The sequence below is a fragment of the Streptomyces sp. NPDC015032 genome, assembly GCF_043080425.1.
Lineage (GTDB): Bacteria > Actinomycetota > Actinomycetes > Streptomycetales > Streptomycetaceae > Streptomyces.
In genome coordinates, this window is the sequence record NZ_JBIBVN010000028.1 from 1 (window position 1) to 22,351 (window position 22,351).

General features: G+C 68.8%; 23 protein-coding genes. 5 read left to right on the top strand and 18 right to left on the bottom strand.

What is annotated here, in order from left to right; all coding sequences use genetic code 11:
* Window positions 1-215 precede the first annotated feature (215 nt).
* The 16 genes from ACF08M_RS29860 to ACF08M_RS29935 form a co-directional block, all read right to left on the bottom strand.
* Window positions 216-653 (bottom strand): LuxR C-terminal-related transcriptional regulator, encoded by a 438-nt coding sequence (locus ACF08M_RS29860; protein ID WP_392188366.1) that lies wholly within the window; start codon window positions 651-653, stop codon window positions 216-218.
* Window positions 654-892: 239 nt separating this feature from the next.
* Window positions 893-1,672, bottom strand: coding sequence for a Scr1 family TA system antitoxin-like transcriptional regulator (locus ACF08M_RS29865; protein WP_392188367.1), 780 nt, complete (start codon window positions 1,670-1,672; stop codon window positions 893-895).
* A complete protein-coding gene (locus ACF08M_RS29870) occupies window positions 1,672-2,658 on the bottom strand; it encodes a GntR family transcriptional regulator (protein WP_392188368.1) in 987 nt (328 codons plus the stop codon). The genes ACF08M_RS29865 and ACF08M_RS29870 overlap by 1 nt, the downstream gene beginning before the upstream one ends.
* Window positions 2,659-2,764: 106 nt before the next feature.
* A complete protein-coding gene (locus ACF08M_RS29875; protein WP_392188369.1) occupies window positions 2,765-3,556 on the bottom strand; it encodes a Scr1 family TA system antitoxin-like transcriptional regulator in 792 nt (263 codons plus the stop codon).
* Complete coding sequence (locus ACF08M_RS29880; RefSeq protein WP_392188370.1) at window positions 3,553-5,499, bottom strand: LuxR C-terminal-related transcriptional regulator; 1,947 nt, start codon at window positions 5,497-5,499, stop codon at window positions 3,553-3,555. Before ACF08M_RS29880 ends, ACF08M_RS29875 begins: the two co-directional genes overlap by 4 nt.
* A complete protein-coding gene (locus ACF08M_RS29885; RefSeq protein ID WP_392188371.1) occupies window positions 5,499-6,113 on the bottom strand; it encodes a hypothetical protein in 615 nt (204 codons plus the stop codon). The genes ACF08M_RS29880 and ACF08M_RS29885 overlap by 1 nt, the downstream gene beginning before the upstream one ends.
* A gap of 158 nt (window positions 6,114-6,271) precedes the next feature.
* On the bottom strand, window positions 6,272-7,144 hold the full coding sequence (locus tag ACF08M_RS29890; protein ID WP_392188372.1) for a Scr1 family TA system antitoxin-like transcriptional regulator: 873 nt from the start codon (window positions 7,142-7,144) through the stop codon (window positions 6,272-6,274).
* On the bottom strand, window positions 7,141-7,395 hold the full coding sequence (locus ACF08M_RS29895; RefSeq protein ID WP_392188373.1) for a DUF5999 family protein: 255 nt from the start codon (window positions 7,393-7,395) through the stop codon (window positions 7,141-7,143). The genes ACF08M_RS29890 and ACF08M_RS29895 overlap by 4 nt, the downstream gene beginning before the upstream one ends.
* A gap of 400 nt (window positions 7,396-7,795) precedes the next feature.
* The gene (locus ACF08M_RS29900) at window positions 7,796-8,644 is read right to left on the bottom strand and encodes an SAM-dependent methyltransferase (RefSeq protein ID WP_392188374.1); all 849 of its coding nucleotides are present in this window, start codon (window positions 8,642-8,644) and stop codon (window positions 7,796-7,798) included.
* Complete coding sequence (locus ACF08M_RS29905) at window positions 8,641-9,876, bottom strand: cytochrome P450 (RefSeq protein ID WP_392188375.1); 1,236 nt, start codon at window positions 9,874-9,876, stop codon at window positions 8,641-8,643. Before ACF08M_RS29905 ends, ACF08M_RS29900 begins: the two co-directional genes overlap by 4 nt.
* Before the next feature lie 21 nt (window positions 9,877-9,897).
* On the bottom strand, window positions 9,898-11,094 hold the full coding sequence (locus ACF08M_RS29910) for a cytochrome P450 (protein ID WP_392188376.1): 1,197 nt from the start codon (window positions 11,092-11,094) through the stop codon (window positions 9,898-9,900).
* Window positions 11,091-11,693 (bottom strand): ATP/GTP-binding protein, encoded by a 603-nt coding sequence (locus ACF08M_RS29915; protein ID WP_392188377.1) that lies wholly within the window; start codon window positions 11,691-11,693, stop codon window positions 11,091-11,093. Before ACF08M_RS29915 ends, ACF08M_RS29910 begins: the two co-directional genes overlap by 4 nt.
* Window positions 11,671-12,000 (bottom strand): DUF742 domain-containing protein, encoded by a 330-nt coding sequence (locus ACF08M_RS29920; protein WP_392188378.1) that lies wholly within the window; start codon window positions 11,998-12,000, stop codon window positions 11,671-11,673. Before ACF08M_RS29920 ends, ACF08M_RS29915 begins: the two co-directional genes overlap by 23 nt.
* Window positions 12,001-12,023: 23 nt before the next feature.
* A complete protein-coding gene (locus tag ACF08M_RS29925; RefSeq protein ID WP_392188379.1) occupies window positions 12,024-12,452 on the bottom strand; it encodes a roadblock/LC7 domain-containing protein in 429 nt (142 codons plus the stop codon).
* A complete protein-coding gene (locus ACF08M_RS29930; RefSeq protein ID WP_392188380.1) occupies window positions 12,449-13,792 on the bottom strand; it encodes an ATP-binding protein in 1,344 nt (447 codons plus the stop codon). Before ACF08M_RS29930 ends, ACF08M_RS29925 begins: the two co-directional genes overlap by 4 nt.
* The gene (locus ACF08M_RS29935) at window positions 13,789-14,127 is read right to left on the bottom strand and encodes a trehalase-like domain-containing protein (protein WP_392188381.1); all 339 of its coding nucleotides are present in this window, start codon (window positions 14,125-14,127) and stop codon (window positions 13,789-13,791) included. The genes ACF08M_RS29930 and ACF08M_RS29935 overlap by 4 nt, the downstream gene beginning before the upstream one ends.
* Before the next feature lie 1,477 nt (window positions 14,128-15,604).
* Here ACF08M_RS29935 and ACF08M_RS29940 point away from each other — a divergent pair.
* Together ACF08M_RS29940 and ACF08M_RS29945 are read left to right on the top strand one after the other, a co-directional pair.
* Complete coding sequence (locus ACF08M_RS29940; protein ID WP_392188382.1) at window positions 15,605-16,993, top strand: Tat pathway signal protein; 1,389 nt, start codon at window positions 15,605-15,607, stop codon at window positions 16,991-16,993.
* Between the two features lie 78 nt (window positions 16,994-17,071).
* Window positions 17,072-17,557: an SAM-dependent methyltransferase gene (locus ACF08M_RS29945; protein ID WP_392188383.1), complete on the top strand. Its 486-nt coding sequence runs from the start codon at window positions 17,072-17,074 to the stop codon at window positions 17,555-17,557.
* Between the two features lie 904 nt (window positions 17,558-18,461).
* On the opposite strand, the gene ACF08M_RS29950 is transcribed toward ACF08M_RS29945, so the two are convergent.
* Window positions 18,462-18,932, bottom strand: a complete 471-nt coding sequence (locus ACF08M_RS29950) for an ATP-binding protein (protein WP_392188384.1) — start codon at window positions 18,930-18,932, stop codon at window positions 18,462-18,464.
* Entirely contained in the window at window positions 18,932-19,504 is a 573-nt protein-coding gene (locus ACF08M_RS29955; RefSeq protein WP_392188385.1) for a hypothetical protein, read from the bottom strand. The genes ACF08M_RS29950 and ACF08M_RS29955 overlap by 1 nt, the downstream gene beginning before the upstream one ends.
* A gap of 258 nt (window positions 19,505-19,762) precedes the next feature.
* Between ACF08M_RS29955 and ACF08M_RS29960 the strand changes: the two genes are divergently transcribed.
* From ACF08M_RS29960 to ACF08M_RS29970, 3 genes are read left to right on the top strand one after another with little or no spacing between them, the layout of a single operon-like run.
* Entirely contained in the window at window positions 19,763-21,088 is a 1,326-nt protein-coding gene (locus ACF08M_RS29960; RefSeq protein ID WP_392188386.1) for a hypothetical protein, read from the top strand.
* Between the two features lie 15 nt (window positions 21,089-21,103).
* Entirely contained in the window at window positions 21,104-21,658 is a 555-nt protein-coding gene (locus ACF08M_RS29965; protein WP_392188387.1) for a GNAT family N-acetyltransferase, read from the top strand.
* Window positions 21,658-22,158, top strand: a complete 501-nt coding sequence (locus ACF08M_RS29970) for a gamma-glutamylcyclotransferase family protein (RefSeq protein ID WP_392188388.1) — start codon at window positions 21,658-21,660, stop codon at window positions 22,156-22,158. Before ACF08M_RS29965 ends, ACF08M_RS29970 begins: the two co-directional genes overlap by 1 nt.
* Window positions 22,159-22,351: the final 193 nt, after the last annotated feature.

Sequence of the window (22,351 nt, forward strand, 5' to 3'; positions counted from 1 at the left end):
GAATCGAAGCGGGGAAGGCACAGCCAGTCCACTGTGCCGTCCCGGCAGACCAGGGCGGCGGTCTGCATGTCTCCGATGAGTGCGTAATCCTCGATACGCCTGGTCATTGGTGGTCCTTCTCTGAAGTGTGGGTCGTGGTCGTGTGGGGCGCGCCACAACCTGATGCGGAGTAATCCGTGGATGAGGGGGCGGCGGCGGTTCGGAGCGGCTTTGATTCAGAAGAGGTTGCGGCGGGCGGCGTAGGCGACGAGGTGCGCGCGCGAGCGGGTGTCCAGCCGCTGCATGAGCACGCGCAACTTCTTCTTGACGCTCCCTTCGCTCTTGCCTGTGGAGCGGGCGATGCCTGCATTGGTGACACCCCGCGCAACGAGGCGCACGATGTCGAGCTCGGCCGGAGACATCAGGTCACCAGGCCGGCCGAGCAGACACTGGCTCTCGGACAGACGGACAGCGTTGAGGAGCTGGCTGCGCAGATCCCTTGGGATGCGGTATCCGCCTGCGGCCACGGTCGCCACCACATCCGCGAGAAGGGGGGCATCGGAGAGTTCGGAGTGCCGGAGTATTGCGGAAACGCCATGAGGGGCCACCGCGGTGACGCCGTGCACGCCGATGCTGCCGGTGACCAGGATGGTGCGGCCGCCTGGTGCTGCCATGTGCAATTGCCTCAGGGCAAGTTGGCACGCGTCGCCCACGGCCTCAGTGACGTGGACCCGGACCCGGTGTGATGCGTGAGGGTGCGTCAGCCGTATACCGCGGTGCGCACTGCGGCTGAGGAGGGCACTGATGTCGCGGTGAGTGGAACTGGATCCACTGACGGACACAGCGATGGCTGTCGTGGAGCCGGCCGGTGGCCGGGGCGATGCCAGTGGGCTGGGGCGGGTGGGTATATGCATCAGACCGCTCCCGCGTGCACCCGGATGCGGGCGCGCTGCTGCTCCGCGGCGCGCGCCAGGAGATGACGGGACAACGCGGGCGTCGTGAGATTCCACGTTTCGGTGATCTGCGGGGGCGGCTGTTCGCTGGGCCGGTACAGCACGCCGTGGGACGCCGGATGGGCGATGACGAATCCGGCCGGCATCGTCATCAGGACCATCCGGGCGGGACGCGACGGCATCCGCCCGGGTACCACACGCACTTCGAAGTCCTCCTGGTCGAGGAGGTGCTGCAGTTGCTCTGCCATCACGTCCGGGCTGATCGATGCGGTGTGCAGGACGCGTTCGTCCAGAAGGATGTCCGGCTTGGTCTGGAAGGGCAGCGGGGCGTCGGGAAGAGCGTGGGGCGGACTGTCGATTGCGTGGGTGTAGGCGGCAGTCTGCACAAGGGGCGGGACCAGATCGGTTGCCAGCCACCGCACGGCTTTGGCCTGGCGGGCGCATCCTGTCAGGCGCCGGTGATGTCCCGAGGCGGCGTCAGCGACATCGGCCGACCGGTGTATCGCAGCACTGACCAGGTGCTTCAGCGCGTCGCTGTCGCTGTTGCAGTGGTAGAGCCGGCACAGGAGGCCGATGTGCTGGGGCGTGATCTGGGTGTGTCCGGCTTCCATCGCGAGGACGGACTCCGGGCTCACATTCAGCAGTTCGGCAGGCTCCTCGGGGAGGATGCAGCGGCGCTCGCGTGCGTCTCGCAGATATCCGCCCATGGCCCGTATGGCGGGGTGCGTCACGACGGGCATCACATGCCCACCGTTCGGGTATGTCCGGCAGAGACGGTGAGAGAAGGCCCGGCAGCCGGTGCCTCCACGGTGCCGGTCAGGCCGCTGTCCTGGTGCACTGCCGCGCGGCAGACGTTGCGGGAGTCGAGTGCGTCGGCCAAGTCCGCGAGCGAGGTTGCCAGAACGGCGAACCGGAACAGCCGCTCGTACAGGAGACCATCGACGGGCAGGGTCGCGCAGGCCATGGCCCGGGCCGCAGCCGACCTCAGCCGCGGATACTCGCCCCTGGGCCGGCCGTTCACCTGCGCGTAGGCGGCAAGAATCAGACGGGACAGGATGTCCCCCTGCAGCGTCTCCTGCATGGTCATCACCTCGGCGGGCAGGCAGATGCCGCTGTGCCACCGCTCTCGGGCGCTGTCACGTATGCCTTGGATGACGTCCCGGCAGTGCGATATTCCCGCGCTCCGTCGCTGCGGCAGTGCGGCAAGGACATCGTCGTCGTTGCCTGCCGGCCATCCGGCCGGGGAAGGGCCGGAGCGGGGCGGCAGCACACGGGGGCGGGAGCGGCCGGAGAGGTGCAGGACTCCTTCGGCGGCCAGGAGTTGCAGAGCTCGGGACAGGATGAGTGGGGTGGTCAGAAGGATCGCTGAGAGGTCGGTCCGCGTGGGCATTTCGGTGCCCGGCGGGAAGGTGCCGTGATCGATCATCGCTGTGAGCAGGTCATGCGTGCGGCGGACCGCATGGTCGCCAGGCCGGTGGTCGGTCACCCGCCACCGGCCGTGGACGAGTCCTGCACGAGCCAGCTGCTCCAGCGCGGAGCGGAGCTCGGCGGGTGAGTAGCCGGTGACACCGTGCAGCTGGTTCAGCGTGAGCCGGGTACCGGGTATGTAGTGGCCGGCGGTGATCCGGTCCCGGATCGCCGTGACCCTTGCGTCTGCTGACGACGTGCGGCCGGCACTCTGCGAGGCAGGGGCCTGTCCGGCGCGAGGCGGGGTGGAGGAGGTCATAGGTGATCCGATCAGCGAAAGGGGCGGAAGGTCGCGGCGGCGGTGATCGAGCCCACAACCGCCAGGCCGGTCAGGACATACGCGACCGAAAGCTTGCGGCTGGGCATCACAGTGGCCCCGTCGTGGTCCGGGCGCCTGCGCGGTGGAGCACGGCCGCCTGTGCGAGAGCCTCACGCGAGGAAGCCGGATCGGTGACCTTGAATGCGTCATCAATCGTGCGCGACCAACCGTCCGAGCGGTGGTACGTCACCCCGTCCTCGGACGGCTGGGCCACCACGCGCCCAGCAGGGAAAGTCAGTTCCACGAGGTGCCCGGGCGGCTGCGGAATCGGGTGGGCTTCCGCGACGACCCGAATCACGGTTCCGCTGCCCGCCAGTTGCATCAGGTGGGCGAGCTGCTCTGCCATGAGGGAGGGCGTGCCGCTGCCGCACGTGATCACCCGTGAGTCCAGTACATAGACGGTGTCGCCGCCCGGGGCGAGCGGGGCGCCTCGCAGGGCAGTGGAGTGCTCCTCGGCGGCCAGTGCGTAGGCACGGGTCTGCAACGGGGGAGGGAGCCGAACTGTCGACAGCCACCGCACGCTCGCGGCCTGCCGTGCGCACGCTCTCAGCCGTGGGGCATGGCCCGGCTCACCGTCCCGGAGAGTCTCCGGCTCCGCGGCACCGGCCATGAGCCGCTGCAGCGCCCTCGTGTCCGCCCCGCACCGGTAGAGACGGCTGAGCGCTGTGATGGCCGAGGCGCTGACGGCACGGCTGCCGCTCTCCATGGCCAGCACGGTGTCCGGGCCGATGCCCAGGAGATCGGCGGGCTCCTCGGGGAGCATCATGTGCCGCTCGCGGGCATCGCGCAGGGTCGCACCCCCCACCAGAGCGGTCGGACATGTCTGCTGTCGGGTCATGCCGGCCTCCCGGCACGCTGAAGCGCACGCACGTCCGTAGGTGAGGGTGGGGCGGGCTCGTGCAGGCTGAGAACCCACGCGATCACGTTGGGCTCCCACAGCGGCAGGTGTGCGGGCGTCGCCCAGTACGGGCCGTCGGGTGCCATACGACGGCCGGGCTCGGGCAGCCGCACCACACCGCCGCGCGCCCACAACCGGCCTACGGCTCCGCGCCGTCCCGGCCCGCCCGACCTCGCTTCCGTGACCAGCACGGCTGTGTGCGCGGCGGGCAGCCCCAGGACGGGACCCCACCGGCCCGCACCGGTCTGTTCCAGCAGGGCACGGCATGCCCCGGGGGTGATCCGTACGAAGTCGTAGACCTCGCCGGCCACGTGCCTGCCCTCCAGACCGGTGTGGCTCGCTTCGGGCAGGGGGTCTTGTCGGTGGCCCGCGGGGACGAGCCCCATCGGGTCGTCCGGGTCCTGGACCGGGCGGGCGGCGCGGCGGGGGAGGGGAGCAGCGAGACGGGTTTCCAGACGCGGCAACGTCAGCCCGGCCTGAGTATCAAGGATTTGGCGCGCCCAGCCCTCGACCACGAGCTGGCAGTCGGTCAGGCCGTGTGCCCGCAGCTCGCCGAGGCACTCCTCCACGCGGCGCTGGGGCAGACCGGTCACCATCGCAATGTCACGGGGCAGGCGGTCCGCGGGGGTGTCCAGGACCATGGCCCGCCACACGGTGCGGACATCGTCCGCCACTTCCCACTCCCCGGGCGGTGGTGAGGGCAGCAGACGCTCCAGGCACGCCTTGTGCGTCAGCGCCAGGACCGAGCCGACCTTCGCCGTCAGCAGGCAGCCGCGCATATACGCACGTGCGGTGTCGGTGGTGATCTTCATGACCGCTCCGGCGCGTTCGACCGTCAGCCCGTGCACAGCCACCAGGGTCAGCAGTCGGCGCTCACCACCGTCGAGCGCCATCGGGCTGGAGCCTTCGTGGGGCCGGGGCCTCCTGCGGGGCATGACAGGCAAGAAGTCCGGTGGGGCCAGCACCGTGGTCTGCTCGTCCAGCACGCCGTTCTCCCAGCCCGCGAGAACCAGGCGGCAGTCCGCCATGCCCATGCCCCGCAACCGCTCAAGCTGGAAGGCGACCTCACTCACCGGCAGCCCGGACTGCCTGCTGATCGCGCTGGGCAGATCGTAATCCGGCACATCCAGGACCAGCCCTCGCCACACGGCGGCCAACGTCTCGGACAGGTCCATAGCCTTCGTACGCTCGGGCCGCTCAAGGACTTCTGCACACAAAGCCTTGTGCACGAGTGCACGATGGGCTTTGACGCCGGCGATATGAGCGCATGCACGCAAATGCGCATAGACCATGCTCCTACTGGCCCCGGCTGCCTGCGCGCACTCCTCGATACTCAGGCCAGAGGCGCGCAGCTTCAGTACGCGGCACCGTTTCCACCGGAGATTCCACGGGCAGCTCCCCTTCGGGGCCGGCCTCACACCGACGGCGTTGCCCGGATCTGTCCCCTCCTTCCCGGACAGGACCCCATGGGCGAAGCTCAGCCGGATCAGCCCGAGCCAGGAGGTCTGGTACTTCTTCGTCAGTCCCTTGAGCACGCTATGGACCTCGGCCGGCTCCACGCGGGCCATGGCAGCGAGTACGCGGATCAACTGCCAGTCCGGCACGTCCAGGCGCAACCCCGCCCACACCAGCTCCGTCACCGGATCCAGGTCGAGCACCTCGGCCGGGTCGGGACGGTCCACCAATCGGCGGGCTTGGCATACGTACAGCATCGCCCGGCGTGTCTCCACCCGCAGCTTGCCCTGCACATTGTCGGCATGGCGGTTCACCGAGGCGACGCTGATGCCCAGAGCCTCGGCGGCCGCGCCCGGAGCGACCCCGTCGGCGAAAAGCCCGATGACGTCCCGCTCACGGGGTGTCGGATGCGCGTCCTGCGATGGCATCACATCCTCCCCGACTGCTGCTGGGCGGCGAGTTCGGCGACCAGGCCCCGGTCCGCGGGAGTGGCACGGTGCACCATGCGTACGAGCCGGGAAGCCACCGCGGTCGACAAGGTCGTCTGGTCCTCCAGTGGCACAAGCTGCTCCGTCACCACGGCGCCGCTGGGCGGCGGGTACAGGTCGGCGTACACCCCGTACACGTCGGCTTCGGCGACCCACAGCAGCTGTCGCCCGCGCCTTTTCAGGACGGGGCATTTGTGCAGAGCGCACCGGGCGCATGAGGGCGGCATGTCGGTCGGGCCGGTGACGGCGGTGGGCTGTCCTGACTCCAGAAACTCGGTCAGAACCCACAGCCACCCCTTCCCCGGGACGTAAGTGGCCGGGCGGCCGCAGCCCTGACAGAGAAGGCGGTCCATGCAGTGGAACTGACGGATGGCGGAAAGGTGGGCTCCATCGACCCGGCCGCCGGGGGTGCCCTCGGTGCGGGCGAGCAGGACGTCGATGTCGGGGTAGCGGTCATAGGGTCCCGGGGTGCGGTAGGCGATCCATCCGTCCTGCCCAGCGACCAGGTCAGGCACCGGCAACCACTCGTTGGCGGTCATGGCGATGTAGGGCACATGGGTAACGTTCAAAGGGCCCGGCAGAGTTGTGCCGCCATCTCCGGCCGGCGGCCCGGCCACAGCAGGTCCTGCCAGCAGCGAACTGCGCATTTCATTCCACATTCAGATGCAACGTCTTCAGGAAGGATCGCGCCGGATCCGGCGCGTCTGTCGGATCAGGAAAGGAAGTGTGAGGGCGGCGTCCCGTCGAGTACCGCCTTGCGGGCGTCGAGCAGCAGTTCACGTGACTCAGCCTCTGCCACGGACGCGTCGACAGCCCGGTCAAGAAAACCGCCGAATCGGGACTCTGCCGCCAACCCGCTCTGATATGTCGTGCTCTCGGCCTCCTCAGTGGCGTAGAGGACCATGCCGCCCGGCAGTACGTACTCGGTGAGGGCGGCGGGCAACGGGTTGAGCTGGGCATCCAGCGGCAGAATCCGCAGTCGGATACGTCCCTGGTCGACAGCGGTGATGAGGTGCAGGATCTGGTCGGCAAAGACTGGTCCCCGCCACGCGCGGGCGAGGACGGACTTTTCCAGCACAACCATTGCGCCGCCGGCACCGATGCCCTCGGGGCGGGGAATCCGATGTGCGCCAGCCCGCAGGCCGGTGAGAGCATTCGGATACCCGGGAATCCGCAGGAACGTGGGGACGAGCCACGTGCTGAAGAACCGGGCGGCATCGGCGCGCTGCTCGACAGCCGCGAGACGGTCCTCCCACCCCTGGTGTCCATCAACTGCCACATACGGGTACGGCGAGGGAAATCGCTCCTTCACGTACCACTCAGTCTCCGAAATGAACCGGACGACCCCCTCGAAGTCGGCCTCAGAGATCCCGTACCGGCCGGCAAGCAACATCGCGGCCTCGGAGAGGGCAAGGGCCCGGCCTCCCGACTCGACACGGCTCAGGTCCGAGTGCGACATGTGGGCCCGGCCGTGGACCTCGGCGGCCGTCAGCTTGTTGGCCTCACGGAGGTAGCGCAGATAGGTACCTGTGACGACACGTCCGGTCGGAGGGTCGGCCATGCCCAGACTGCGACGAGTCTTCACGCCGCAACCTTCGAACTGACGGGGTGGCTGCTGGGAATCGGGCGGCGCGGTGCCACCGCATTTCCGTCCGGGAGCAGTTCACCGGTGTCGTCGAAGAGGAGGACGCCGTTGCACAGCAGGCTCCAGCCCTGTTCCGGAACGTAGCGCTTCAGCCGTGCGGCGTCGCAGTCGGGAGCCACCGCTTCGGGGCAGGGAGGAGTGTGGGAGCAGCCATTTTCGGGAGGAGTTGTGCTCGGGGTTGCGGTAGTCACGGGAGACGTTCCTGTCGTCGTTGTCAGGTCGCCGAGGGCTTGACGGCGATGGCGGCGTAGGCGCCGGACCAGCCCGCCGATGGCCTGGTGATGCCTGCTCCTTCGCGCAGTGGCGTGAGCTTGGGCATCACCAGACCGAGGCCATCGGTGGCGTGGGCACGGTGTTTCTGTCTGTGAAGCGGCTGGGCAGGCTGTCTCCCGGAAGGGAGAGGCGCAAGACAGCCAGGGCGCAGGGCTGCGGGCGGTGCCGCGGGGGACGGCCGCCGACAGATGCTGCGCCGCCTTCTCCGGTGCCTATTTCGCGACCGGTCCTTGCGGTGGCCGCGTTGGTCGGAGGGGCCCTGTGGGGGCCGCGTCCGCAAGGATTGTCGCCTTTGCGAGCGCGGCTGGCTGGGGGCGGTCAGACGCGTCCGGGGTCGGGATGGAGCAGGATGGCCGCGTAGCTGCCGCCGTGGTGCGGCGGGAGGGCTGTACGGGACCGGTTCGGGTGGTACTGGCCCACCGGCACGATGCCGGGGGCACGGATGGGCCAGGGGCGGGTGGACGCCTCTGTGAGGTCGCGTATCTCCTCGGCGCTCCGCAGGCGTAGGGGCAGCCGCGCCTCGGTGAAGCAGCGTGCCGCGGCCGCGGCTGATCCGTCACGGCAGAGGGCGCCGGTGGAGTGGGTGAGGGAGAGGACACTGCCGGGCGGCGCCCCGTCGAGTACCGCTCCCACACTGGCGCGGGCGTCCGCATTGTCGGGGATCCAGGGCAGGACGTCGTGGAGCAGGAATCCTGTCGGTTGGGACGGGTCCAGGCCGTGGAGGGGAAGTTCATGCAGGATTTGGAGCATGTCCCGCAGGTCCGCGTGCACGAAGCGGTGCAGTCCCGGCCGACTGCTCAGGAGCTTGGGTCCGTGCTCGATGACGTACGGGTCGTAGTCGACGTGGATGACTGTGGCGTCCGGGCCGGCGGACAGGGCGGTGTGGGGGTAGCGCGGGTTGAGGGACGGCAGGCCGCTGCCCAGGTCGACGAACTGCCGGATCCCGCAGGCTCGGAGCATCGCTACCGTCTGGTGCGCGTACTGACGGTTGAGGTCGAGCGCCTCGTTGGTCCAGGGTGCGGCGTTGAGCACACGCATGCCCAGTCGGCGGTCTGCTGGCTGGTGGTGGCGTTCTCCGCCGAGCAGCCAGTCAGTGATCCGGGCGGTCGACGGCACCGTGCCGGGAGCCAGGCTGCCGGTTGCGGTAGCGGACGTGAGGGTCTTCATCGTGTGGTTCCTTGCCGTCCGGCTCCCAGGATGACCCGGAGCCGAATGCTGGTGTTGGTGATGAAACTGGGGACGGGAATGTCGTCGCTGGCGTCGCACAGACGGATATCGGGGTAGCGGTCGAACAGCGTCGCGAGGGCGATCTCGCCTTCGGCGCGCGCCAGGGGTGCCCCAAGGCACAGGTGGGCGCCGTGTCCGAAGGCGAGATGCTCCTTGTTGACACGCAGGACGAGAAACTGGTCGGCGTCCGTGCCGTACGCGTCCGGGTGACGGCCGGCCGCGCTGTAGCACGCGAGGATCGGCTCGCCGGCGGCGATGACGCTGCCGTCAGGGAGAGTGATGTCCTCCACCGCATACCGCATCGGCAGATTCGCGATGGGCGCGTCACGACGCAGCGTCTCCTCGACAACATCACTCCAGCCAGCGCGCCCCGTTCGGATCAGGTTGAGTTCGCCGTCGTGAGTGAGCAGATTGCGGGACGCGTTGGTGATGAGGCCGACCGTGGTCTCGAACCCGGCGGTGATCATCAGCAGCAACGTGTCGACGAGTTCCTGCTCGCTCAGCGCATCGTTCTCCTCGTCGCGGGCGGCGACGAGAGCACTGGTCAGATCATCTCCGGGCGTCTCGCGTTTGAGCGCTACGAGGTCGCGCAGCAGCGCGTAGAGCTCCGCCTGGCTGGCTTCCTGTTCTTTCCAGCTGTGCGACGTCGAGAAGATCACATCGGCGAGGCGCCGGACCCGTTCGTGTTCCTGCTCAGGCAGTCCCATGAGCCGGCAGATGAAGAGGATCGGCAGGCGGCGGGCGTAGGCGGCGACCAGGTCGACCGGCTCACCGGGGCTGTGGGTGGCGTCGATGTCGTCAAGGAGCTGATCGGCTATCGACTCGATGACGGGGATCATGTCGCGCGTGCGCCGGGCGGTGAAGGCCGACTGGGCGAGCTTGCGCAAACGGCGGTGGTCCTGCCCGAATGCGGTGAACATGTTTTTGACGCTGACCCACAGCGCCAGGGGCCAGGTGGCTGTCACCGTCTCAAAGGCGGGCCAGTGGGCCCGCGCGTCCTTCGAGACCCGCGGATCGGTGAGCAACTGCCGTAGCCACTCCGGGTCGGTGGCGGCCCAGGCCTCGACACCGAGGACGTCGACGCGGGTGAGGGGGCCGCGGGCCCTGAGTTCGGCGTCCTCGCCGGTACGGTCGGGTGCCTGCGGGTTCAGTGCGAAAGCGCTGCTGTCCATGCGGTTCTCCTCCGTGTGTGCTCAGTCGGGCAGGGGGGTTGCGAAGGTCACGGGCAGTGCAGCCAGGGCCCGGTGGAAGGGGCCCGGCCGCCAGGTCAGTTCCTGGGCCGGGCAGGCGAGGTCCATCTCGGGCAGGGCGTCCAGCACGTAGGTGATGGCGGCCTCGGCGATGAGGTAGGCGTGGGAGCGTGCCGGGCAGGCGTGCGGTCCGGCGCTCCAGGCCAGGTGGGCCCGGTCACCCGCCGTGTTGCCGAGGGCGGGGTCGTTGTTGCAGCCGGCCATGGAGATGACGACCGGTTCGTGCGCGGGCAGCACGTAGCCGTCGAGGTCGACGGGGTAGGGCGGGTAGCTGATGCAGTAGTTGGCCAGCGGCGGGTCCCAGTACAGGACGGTGTCCAGTGCCTGGCGGACGGTGGCTCCTCCGGCGTGCACGTCTCCGCAGAAGGTCTCATCCGTCAGCATCTTGAGGACGGTGTTGCTGACCAGGTTGACCAGGGGTTCGATGCCGGCGCCGTAGAGGGTGACGAGCTGGTGGGCCATTTCGCTGTCGTCGAGCCGGGCAGGGTGTGCGATGAGACGGGAGGTGATGTCGTCGCCGGGGTGGGCGCGCCGGAACGCGACCAGGTCGGCTACCGCTTGGGCGAGGATCGCGTTGCCGCAGGCGGCGTTCACGCCGTCGAAGACCTGGGCCATGCCGTCGGCGATACGGCGTCCGATCGTGTCGGGGCAGCCCATCAGGTCGCTCAGGACACGGAAGGTGAGGGGCCAGGCGAACTGGGCGAGCAGATCGGCGTGGCCGGCCTTACTGAACCCTTCGATCAGGTCGTCGGCGGTTTTCTCGACCAGGGCGAGCAGTGCGTGCTGGTCGACCGCCCCGAGCGCGGAAACATTGGCGTCCCGGTAGCGGGCGCGCTCGGGCCCGGCAGAGCGCAACGCGTTGGGTCGCCACTCCATCATCGGCCTGACCGGGCACGTGTCCGGGATCGTCTGCTGCCAAGTGCGGGGGTCGGCCGGAAACCGGACCTCGTCGTGCAGGATGCGCCGCGCCTGGTCGTAGCCGATGACGAGCGTCGCTGGCACCTCGGGGTCGACATCGACCGGGATGAGGGGGCCATGGACCTGGCGCATGCAGTCATAGACGGCGTGCGGGTCGGCGGCGAACCCGGGTTCGTACATCGCGACACGGGCCGAGGATGCCTCGGAGGAGGGCGGGGTCATGGGGTGAGGCTCCAATGAGCGGAGTCGGCGGAGGTCAGGTGCTCGAAGACGCTGATCAGCGCTTTCACGCTGGAGCGGCGGTCACGGGCGTCGCACGCGGTGAGCAGGACGTGGTCCTCCAGCGCGAGTGCCTGGCGGATCTCGGCGGCCGGGTATGTGGGCGCGCCGACGAAGCGGTTGATCGCCACCGCGTACGGAACCCCCGCTTCGTCCAGCAGGCTGAGCGCGTCATGGGAGGCGTCCAGGTTCCGGGTGTCGACCAGGACCAGGACGACCAGCGCCCCTTCGATCAGGTCCTTCCACATCGCACGGAACCTGATCTGCCCGGGCGTGCCGAATACATAGACGACGAGGTCGTCGCTGATGTGGAGGCGCCCGAAGTCGATCCCGACGGTGGTGTGGGTCTTGCCGGGGGTCTTGCGCAGGTCGTCCACCCCGGCACTGGCCTGGGTGATCGTCTCCTCCATGCGCAGTGGCTGCACCTGGGAGACGGCGCCGACGAAGGTCGTCTTACCGACCCCGAACCCGCCCGCGATCACGATCTTCAAAGACCGGATGGCGGTCGTGTGGACGGGTTCAGAGACTGGCGCGCAGTCCACGGAGCACCTCCTCCAGAAGGCTCGTTTCGGGCTGGTCGGGACGGGAGCTGATCGGGGTGGCCAGGTGGCCGCTGTCGAGCAGTTCGGACACGATGATGCGGACCGTGGACGGCGGCAGCTCCAGGCCGGCCGCGATGTCCACCACCCCGAGAGCTCCCCGCGCTCCGCCGACCAGGGCCATCACCCGGCGGGAGTCCGCCGGCAGGGAAGCGTCCGAAGCGGCCGCAGCCCGCACCAGGGATTCCAAGTGGATGTCGGGCCGCGTCGGACGGACCCGCCCGTTGGTACGGACGTAGGGCCTGACCATGTCCGGATCGTGCCGCGGGCCCGTCACCTCTCTGGCTCTTCCACGACCGGTTGCCTGTCCGCGACCGTCGTCTTGTCGTGGACGCGGTCGGCGAGCCGGATCATTTCCTCGGTGATCGCGGCGACATCGACATCCAGGCCGGTGGTCTCCACCCCGAGCAGCATGTTGTGCCCGGCCCGCGTGACCAGGTACAGGCGGACATCGGTTTCGAGCACCACCTGGCGGACGCCGCCTCCGCGGGAGAGCTCGGCGTATGACAGCGCGGCTGCGCGGAGAGCCGCGGTGACCGCGGAGAGTTTCTCGGCCCCTTCCTGGCCCAGGGTGGATGTCCGGGACGACAACAGGCCGTCACTGGAGATCAGGAGCGCGCCCTGGACGCCGGGGACGCCCGCGAGCTGTTTGTCGAGCAGCCAGCCGAGTGGGTTGGAGTGCGTGTCCGCGAAACCGGTCATGCGGGGTCCTTACCGTGCGTTGTGGGGGTCTGACGGGCGCGCCGGGTGCCTGCGGCCCAGGCGGTGGCCACGCTGGAGCGACCGGGCCGCGCCGGCTGCCCGTCAGGGGCGGGCTGTTGCGCTGCCTGCGCGGAGCGTGCTGGTGCGGTGCGCCGCACGGTCAGCCCGCTCGCCGTGGTGGCCACAGGTGGCTCGGGCACCGCCCGCAGCACGGCCGGGGCCTCCGGGCCGGACACACCGGGCGGCAGTTTCGCGAGCAGGTCCTTGGGGATGAAGACTGTTGCTCTGGTGCCCATGCGGGCGTTCGGCGCCTCTACCTCGACCCGGAATCCGTATGCGCGGGACAGGATCGCGGCCACCGGGAACCCGGTTCGCGGGTGCGCACCGAGGCGGGTGACATCCCCCGGCCGTTCGCCGGCCAGGATCTGCCGAGCTTCGACGAGCTGTTCGGGGCTCATCTGGAGCCCCGAATCGTCGATCATCACGGTGACGCCGTGGTGGCCCTCCCGCAGCTCGACGTCCACCGTCGTCGGCGAGTACCGCAGCGCGTTGTCGAGCAGGACCGCGAGGGTGTGCACGACCGGCCCGACTTCGCGGCTGGTCACCGCAATATCGGACTCCTCGTGCCGGATCCGCTCGTACCCCTGCACGTACCCCATGGCTGCGCGCAGCACGTCCGTCAGCGACGTGGCCGGCCAACGCCGCGTCAGCTTCCCGCCGCTGAGCACCACATAGCTCTGGCCCGCGAGCAGCAGTTGGTGGCCGAGCTGATCGATGCCCACCCACGCCGCGTAGTCGTCGTGTCCAGCGGGCCGCCGGATCCCCTCGCTGATCTGCTGGCTGACCTTGGAGGCGGTCGCCACCAGGGACGACGCGACGCTCCGCACCGCCGCCCGGGTCGCCTCCTGCGAAGCCCGGCGGGCATCGGCCGCATCGGCGCGAGCCTCCTCCTGGACCTCGGCGACCTGCGCGCTCACGGCCTGCTGCGCGTCGTGCTGCACCTGCCGGACAGCGCGGGCCAGGGCTTCGGCCACCTCCCGCAGCCGGTTCGCCACCATCAACCCGTTGATCTCCTCGGGCACGGACAAGTCGGCGCCGTGGCCCTGCCCGGCCCGCGCGGATGCCGCCTGGAGCGCCGGAATCACGCCGGAGGCCAGCTCGTCGAGCACGTTTTCGACCGCCCGCGTCTGCTGCTTGGTCGTATCAGCATGCCGACTCAGCCGGTCTGCCCGCCGCTGCTCCGCCCTCGCCCTTTCCCGGTAGTGCCACGCCGTGCCGCCGCCTGCCAGGGCCAGCGCCGACGGCACCACCGTGATGGCGTGCTGTATCAGAGTGTTCATGCGGCCATCACCGGCGCCGCCGCACACGTCAGCTCGGCCACAGGGACGGCGCCCTCGCCCAGGCCGAGCAGGGAAAGCGTTTCGGGGATCTGCGAGTAGCCGTCGCCGTGATAGCGGCGCTGGTCCGCGTGCGGGGCAGGGACGCCCGGGGGAGTGGCGCGAGCGATGCGCCAGCATCCGTGGTCCTCGGTGCCGAGCATGCTGGTAGAGACGACGGCCGAGTCGAAGTGCGGAAGACAAGGCCAGTTGGCCGAGCCGTCACGGCTGACCAGGGCGGCGGTCTGCGTGGCTCCGATGAGCGCGGAGTCCTCGATACGCGCAGGGCGGCTGTTCATGGTGTCCGATCTGTGGCGGGGGCCTTGAGGGCGGCGTGCGGTGGGGGCGAAGTGGATCGCCGGCCAGGGCGGCCCGTCCCGGCCGGCGTCGAAAATGGCCTTGGTGCGCAGCGGGAACCGGTGCGTGGCCGTGCGCCGAGGAGTGCGACTGCTCCTATGGCGGCCACGATGGGGCTGGTGAGGACCCCGCCGGTGAGGGCCATCGGTGCCGCGGAACGGATCCGGCGGCGAAGGGGCGAAGATGGCGGCACCGGCTTTGTAGTGGCTTGGGCGCCGGATTCTCCGTCGCCCGGGCGCGTGTGAATGCTCATGCATGGCACATCTCCCGCACCGGTGAGACGGCCAACTGCCCCGCGCCGCGCCTCAGGCGAGACGACTGCACACTGAGCGCCTCGTACAACGCCACCGGATCAGTCGTCGCGCAGGCACCGAGGCTGAGCTGCTCCACCCAGACGCAGGACTCGCAGGGCCGGCCGTAGCTCTGCCCGCACCTGATGGTCCTGACCGTGGCGTGACGGCTGCACTCGGAGTGCGTGTCGATCCACCTGTCAGCAGTGCCGGACTTGACCGGAATCAGAAGTGTCGCGTGCTGGCGGCAAGCCAGGCACGGACCGACCGCCTTCTCTGTCTCGACAAGGTGGGCCATCGCGTTCAGGCCCAAGGCCAGACCGACCCGGACCACGTCGCAAGCGTCCGGAAGCTCGGGAGCCTTGCCGAAATGCACTATTACGGGGTGAAGGGGGCGAGTGCTCAGCAGGGGAGTCATCAGCTCTCCGGTCAGGACGGGGCAGGCCCGTCGGGAGGTTTCGATCACGGCGGCCGCCGGAGCGGGGCGTCTGGCGCATCCGGCCGAGGCGAGCGAGGCCGGGACTCTCGATGGGCGCGGCTGCCGTTTACTCAATGCTGTGAACCAGACACGGGCCGATGGCTCGTCTGATTGAGCACCGACGTCCAGTCGCCGCAGACGGACACGCGACTCAAGGAAGTCGTCGGTCGGCGGTATTTGCTCAGCCAGTTCCCGGGCTGCGCCCAGCGCCTGTGCCCGTGGTCCCGTCCGCGGCCTCTCAGAACCGAGCTGCATGAGATGGCCGCGCAGGTGCTCGGCGAGGTCTGCCACGTCCTGAACGGCGGCCGGGACCGAGGCGTCCTCGCTCAAAACGAGAGTGACGGTCTCGGCTGCCGCGACGACCGATGCGCGAGCGTGCCCCAACCCCTGACCGCGGCTGGCCCGCGATGTGGCACCAGGCGATACAGGGATGAAGCGAGAGGCCACTGAGCGAAGAAGCACGTGCTGCCTCCTTGGGGCGAATCGGATACCGGAAAGCGACGAGCACCGTTGACGGATCACGTACGGATGTGAACGCGCTCTGAAAACAGCTACGTTGAGAGAACCGTGAAACACCGTTGGTGGGCAGCCCCCGAGCAAGGGGAACCCCGCCAAAGGCGCCAAAGATCGTTTTGAGGTCAGGGATCGTCCATGGCTCGTACGCGCAACGAAGCGCTGGCAGCGCGGATCGCGGAGACCGGCTGGTCGCAGCCGAAGGCCGCCGCCGCCGTTCTCCGGGTCGCTCAGGAATCCGGAGCCACCGAGCTGTACGGCATCAGCCGGTCCCACATCTCCATGTGGGTCCTGGGTACGCGCCCCAGCGGTTCGGCACCCCATATCCTCTGCGAGACGCTGACGCGGAAGCTCGGCCGCCCCATCACCCTGGGCGACATCGGACTGGCCCCCGGCCCGGGCCAGGCTGCGGTCGACACCTCCGACTGGAGCGTCAATACGCTGACCATGCTGGCCGAGTTGGGAAGAGACGACCTCGACATGCTGCACAGACGCCAAGTACTGGCTGGCACCGCATACTCCGTGGCCGGGCTTGCCATCCCCAGCCCCGCGTGGTGGGAGCAAGCTCCCACCACGGTCACAGGACGCCCCGCGAACTCGCCCCGGACCGTCACCACAGCGGACATCGACGACATCCGCCAGACCACCACCTTCTTCTCCGCCCGCGACCAACAGCGCGGAGGCGCTGCCGGCCGTTCCGCACTCGCCGCACACCTGAGCCTGGAGGTCGCCCCGCTCCTCGCCAGGCGCCTCCCCAGCGAACAGATCCGCCGCGACCTGCACTCCGCCGTCTCCGAGATGGCCTACCTCGCCGGATGGATGGCCTTCGACGCCTCCGAACACCGACCCGCACAGCGCTACTTCATCCTCGCGGCGAAACTCGCCGCCGAAGCCGGCGACGGTCCCCTCGCCGGACACATCCTGCGCGCCATGGCACACCAGGCCGTCGACCTCGGACACCCCCGTCAGGCCCTCGACCTCGCCTCGGCATCCATGGAACCGACACGCTACGGCCGGGCGAGCTGGCGAGAGAAAGCGCTGCTGGGCATCGTCCACGCCCGGGCCCTGGCCGCCTCCGGCGACCGCACCGGCACCCTCGCAGCGATCAGCCGCGCCGAACGCGACCTCGCTCGCCACGCCGGAGACGCCCCGGACCGGGTCGGCTTCTTCGCCGAGGCGTCCCTGGCACACGAGACCGCCTGTGCCCTGCGCGACCTCGGAAACCCCCGCGACGCCGAGATCCACTTCCAGCGCAGCGTCGCCACCCGACGCCGCCAGCTCTACGCCCGCACCCACAGCGTGACCCTGGGCTACCTCGGCGCCGTCCAGGTCCGCCAAGGCCGCCTCGACGAGGCATGCCACACCTGGACCCAGGCCCTGGACGCCATGACCGGAATCCACTCCGGCCGCACCCGCGACATCCTCGTACGCATGCAGCAAGACCTCTCCCCGGTCCGTCAACGCGGAGGCCGCCACGTCGCCGAACTCGACCAGCGCGCCCGCGAAATGCTGCGCACCATAGGCTGACCGGACCACGCGACCGGGCCCCCACCGCCACGCGCCTAGTGCACCGGCGGTGCCGGGGACAGAAAGGGAACAACAGTGATGGCAGAGAATCCGATCGAGATCACCCCGATCGCCACGGTGGTGGGCGGCCACACCGACGTCCTGGACGACTACCAGGGGGGAACCGAAGCGATCATCCGGCTCCACGACGCCTACCCGGTCGAGACCCTCCAGGGCATCGAGGATTTCAGTCATCTGACGGTGACGTGGCACTTCCATCTCGCGCACCCCGAAGACGTCCAGCTCCACGCACGCAGCCCGCGCGGCAACAGCGGCTGGCCTGCGACGGGAACGTTCGTCCACCGCAACCACCGAAGGCCGAATCAGCTCGCCATCAGCTACCCGCGCCTGCTCGGCGTGAACGGCCGAGACCTCCTGGTCACCGACCTCGACGCAGTCGACGGCACCCCGGTAATCGACCTGGCACCCTACTTCGAGGAAATGGGACCCCGCGACCCTGTACGTCAGCCTGCTTGGCCCGGCCAGATGCTCACGCACTACTGGGCCGACGCCAGCAGCCGGTAACTCGCCCATGGTTCCAGGGGTACAGTGCTTGCCCTTGAGCGCTGGCTGTTCCGGCGAGGGCGGCGACAGTTGCCGGCCCAACCTCACCTCAGGGCCTTGTGTCTGCGGCGAAGTACCACGACAGCCTCGTGCTCCGGTCAAGCCGGGAGAAGCCTGTCTCAAGGTTCCGGTCACGACTGCCGCCAGAAGGCTGCCACACCGAACTGTGCGGGCGTGTTTCCCGACCGGTCCTCCACCGCGTCCTGCCTGGGCGGGGGCCAGAGTACGGTCACCTCACCGTTGCTCAGCAGGCCGATGAGACAGGCTGCCCGGCCACGCACATGCTCCACCAGACGGATGCCGACAGAACTCTTCCGGGACATCGGCACAGTCCACGCCGTGCCGACTTCAGTACCGAAGAGCGGCCGACGGCTTCGCCTGAGCCCAGAGAGGGACCAGACAGAACGAACGTGATCAGACATGAACTTGAGGATCCTCAGAGAAGTTAGTACGAGAGGAGGGCGGGGGAAGCGACCACCGGATCCGGAGAAGCGGGCCGCAACCGACGGGGGCGGCGTGCGGACCGCAACGCATTGGACCCGGTGCCCGGTCTCAGGGGCTACGAAGAGCCCGAGCCCGCAGGGCGGATTGTCGACGGCGAGCCGGAAGCCTGGCACGAGGGTGCTGACGCACGGGCGGTATGAAGATTTCCTGCCAGGGCGGGAACGTCGCCAAGAACCGTGCCCAGGTCGCCGGACACCTCGTACCAGTCCACCGGCTTCCACCTGCGCATACCGTTCAGGAACCACAGGGCTTCCTGCACGTTGTGGGCTGGCGACCACGGGGGGCGTTGGAACCGAGGGGGCCTTGGTTTGGGCTGTCGCTGGCTCGGTCCGCTCGCTCTGGTGTATCGCGGTACCCGTCATCAGCTCGCCGCCAAACTCAGTTCGCACCATGTCGTGGCGCCGCCGTCCTCAACACCCCAAGAGCCTCGCCGTTCTTCGGCGAGCGACTGGACGAGCACCAGGCCGCGGCCGTTCTCGTCGGCGTCGCAGGACGCCCTGGGCAGGGCGTGGAAGCTAGGGACACCGTCGCGTACGTCAATGCGCAGGAAGCCGGCGCGGAGCGAGAGCGCCACCGTGATCACTCGGCCGCCGCTGTGCACGATGGCGTTGGTGACCAGCTCGGAGACGATCAAGGCAGCTTCCTCGGCGACATAGGCCAGTCCGCGGGCGCTCAGGCGCTCTCGGGTCCGGCGGCGCATGACGCCGACCTTGTTGCCGTCCTCGGGGGGCGGGGGCTCGTCTGGTGGTCGCTGCTTGATCTCGAACGTGGCACTTATGAGGTCGTCGTCGCGGTGGGGGGCGCGGCGCGGCCGTGCGGGAGTCGTTGTCATCACGTCCTCTGGGGGGCTTGGAGGACCGCCCGGACTGCGGATGCCGCCCTGCTGAGCGGGCCCCACTCGTCGTCGGGGGCGAGGAGGGAACGTGCTTCTGCGAGGCAGCGGACCAGCTGCACCGGAGCGGTGAGCAGAGGGGCGTCGCCTATGGCCGATTCGGTGCTGGGCGCCTCCAGCCACTCCACCGGCACGCTCTGAGTTGAGGGCGTGATTCCGGGGATTCGGACCGCGTGGCCGGTGCCGAGGCACGTTGGTACAGCCTTCTCTTCCAGCCAGGAAACACCGGTGATGAGCTTGCCCCAGCGGTCTGCGGTGCCTGGCGGCACGAGGACGGCTGCCGTGGTCAGGTTGGTGAAGCGGACGGCTGGTCCGACGGTCTGCTCGTATCGGCGCAGGATGTCGTACGCCAGCTCAATGAGGGAGCAGTGTGCCAACACGACATCGAAGGTGATGCCAGTGGGGAGGCGCCGCGGGAAGTCGGGTGCATGGAGCCAGGCGCTCATGGACTCCGCCGGCGAGGGGGTCGCCGCGGCGAACCACGCGGACAGGCGGTCGTGCTCGCCAGTCACGGTGCAGGTCTCCATGGCCCTCCCAGGTCGGAATTGGAACCTCAGTACGCACAGTGCGTCTGCCGTCACCTAGTGCACCGGAGGGTTCGGGGTGGCGAACAGGTCTTTTCGCTAGAACATTGGCCGCCTCCTACCCGCCCTTCACCCGCCCTTTTGGGCGCCCTTTCCCTCTCACCTGCGCTTTCGCGGACGACACCTCACATAGCCTGCGAGATGACCGCTACGGTGTGCTGACACGGGTTGATAAGGGGGTATCCGGTGAGCCGCAGCCCGATGAAAGTGTTACGCGAGAGCCGTAGCCGGACCCAGGAGATGGCGGTCGACGAACTCAACTCCCTGGCGGGACAGCTTGATGCCGAAGGGCGAGTCTCGAAGCGCCCGACCTTCACCGTCCGACAGATGTCGAAGTGGGAGAGCGAGACAAGGCCACGCCCGTTCCCCCACCCGGATACGCGGGTGGTCCTGGAGTTGTACTTCAGACAGTCGATCTCGGAGCTGGGCCTCCGTAGAGGGGCCGAGGAAGACGCCTGTGCTGATTTCGCTGTGCCCGTCGTGACGCCGGTCCCGCTCATCGAGCAGTCGGCCGCGGCGATCCCGTTTCTATCCGGGGGCGACCAGGAGCCCCCGCCGTGGCTGGCTCAGACGACGACCGACGCGGCCAGCTCCGCAGACTGGAAGATTGCCGAGGACGAGGTCGAGCTGCTGCGTGAGGCTGCGGACGACATGGACGCGCAGGACCAGCAGTTCGGCGGCAACCGGCTTTGGCGGCCGACACGCGCTCACCTGCTCTGGGTGCACCACATGATCGACCGCGGAATCTACGACGAACAGCTCGGCCAGCAACTTCACGCACTCGCGGGCAAGTTCACCACAAGCCTCGGTTGGTTCTCTTACGACGCCGGGCTTCACACGCAGGCCCGGCAATACTTCTCCGAGGCGCTCAACGCCGCAATGCTGACCGGCGACGATGTGCTCTCCAGCCGGACCCTGAGCAACATGGCCCGCCAGGCCGTGGACCTGAACAAGGGACGGGAGGCGATCCGCTTCGCCCGGCTCGCGCAGACGCACGCCGAGATGTGGAGCGCGCCGACGCGGGTCACGGCACTCCTGGCGATCCGTGAGGCGCAGGGGCACGCCCGGGTTGGCGACGCCTTCAACTGCGAATCCGCGATCAGAAAGGCGTGGAAGGAGTGGGAGCGAGGGGCGGACGAACGCGACCCAGACTGGACGACGTTCCTCAACCAGGCCGAATTGGTGTGCCTGGAAGGTATGTGCCGCCTCGACCTCGGCCAGACCGCTCGCGCACAGAAGCTTCTGGCGCAGTCGGAGAAGCTTCAGGACGTGGCGCACTCGCGAAACAGAGGCATGTGCCTCGGCAGGCTCGCGAGCGCAGCCATCGGCGCAGGGGACATCGATCACGGCGTCGATGCCACGAGGAAGGCCATCGGGTTGATTCGGACAGCGGGCATGTCTTCCACTCGGGCAGTCCAACAACTGAAGATCGTCCACGACGGACTAGCACCTCTTTACCGCGCCCGCGGGGTAGGGGACCTGATCGAAGAGATCCGCGCAGTCGTCGCGTGATTCAGCAGAGGAGAGATGAAGCCAGTGGATGCGGAGTATCAGCGGTATGACGGGGCGTCGGTCAAGGCCATCACCGACGAGATGGTCGGGGTATACGCCCGGGTGTACGACACGCCTCCGTACATCGGAGACCCGTTCTTCTCCGTCACCTCCTTCCGTGAGAGGCTGGAGGCCGCCTTCGGCAGCGAGGGATTTGAGACGGTGACCGCGCGCCGGGACGGGCAGATCATCGGATACGTGCACGGCGCCACGCTGCCCGCCGACACGCCATGGTGGACCTCACTCAGTCATCAGAGGCCGGCGCAGCTCCAGACCTTCGCCGCCGCCGGGCAGGTCTTCTGGCTCCGAGAGCTGATGGTCCACCCCGAGTACCAGAACCAGGGCCTTGGCAGAAGGATCCACGACACAGTGATCTCAGGACGCGCGGAGAGCGCCACCACACTGACTTGCATCATCGACAATCAGCCGGCGCACGATGCCTACCTGCGGTGGGGGTACACGGTGATGGGGGAGATCAAACACGCTCCAGAATCCCCGACCTATGACGCCATGTACCTGTCCAACTCGTGATGACCGGAACGATCATGCGTCATGCAACCACACACCCTTCCCCGGTCCCGGCGTCTTCCGGTCGCCGGGAACGACTCTCGCCGGACGTCACGCGCCTGTTCGCGTACGGGACGCTTCAGTTCGACGCCGTCCTCGAAGCCCTGATCAACCGGATACCGCAGCGCATATCGGCCAGCGCGCCCGGCTGGCGCGCTGCGTCCCTGGAAGGGCGCGTTTACCCGGGGCTCGTGGCGGCGCCCGGCCCCTCGGCGCTCGGGGTGCTGCTCACGGACCTCAGCCGGAGAGAGTGGGCGATCCTCGACGCCTTCGAGGACAACCGCTACGACCTGCGTGAGGTGACGCTGACTTCCGGAGGTCGCGGTCTCGCTTACATCTGGCCGGGCGGCGAGGTTCGCGACGAGGATTGGGACGCCGAACAGTTCAGGGTCCGACACCTCCAGGAGTACGCCGCTCGGTGCGCACGGATCGCTCCGAGATTGGCCGCCGAAGCTGGCCAGTGAACCGGTCGGCGTACGTACGAGCGCAACGAAAACGAGAACTCACGCAGGCTGGGGGCTTTGCCGTTTCTGGGGTGCTGGAGTGAGGTGGTGTGCTCCTGCCGCGGCGGGCTACGCGGGGCGTGCGCACGGACGGCCGGACGCGGCGGACATGCTCCTGTCCGCCGCGGTCCGTGGGCTTACATCGGGACGGACG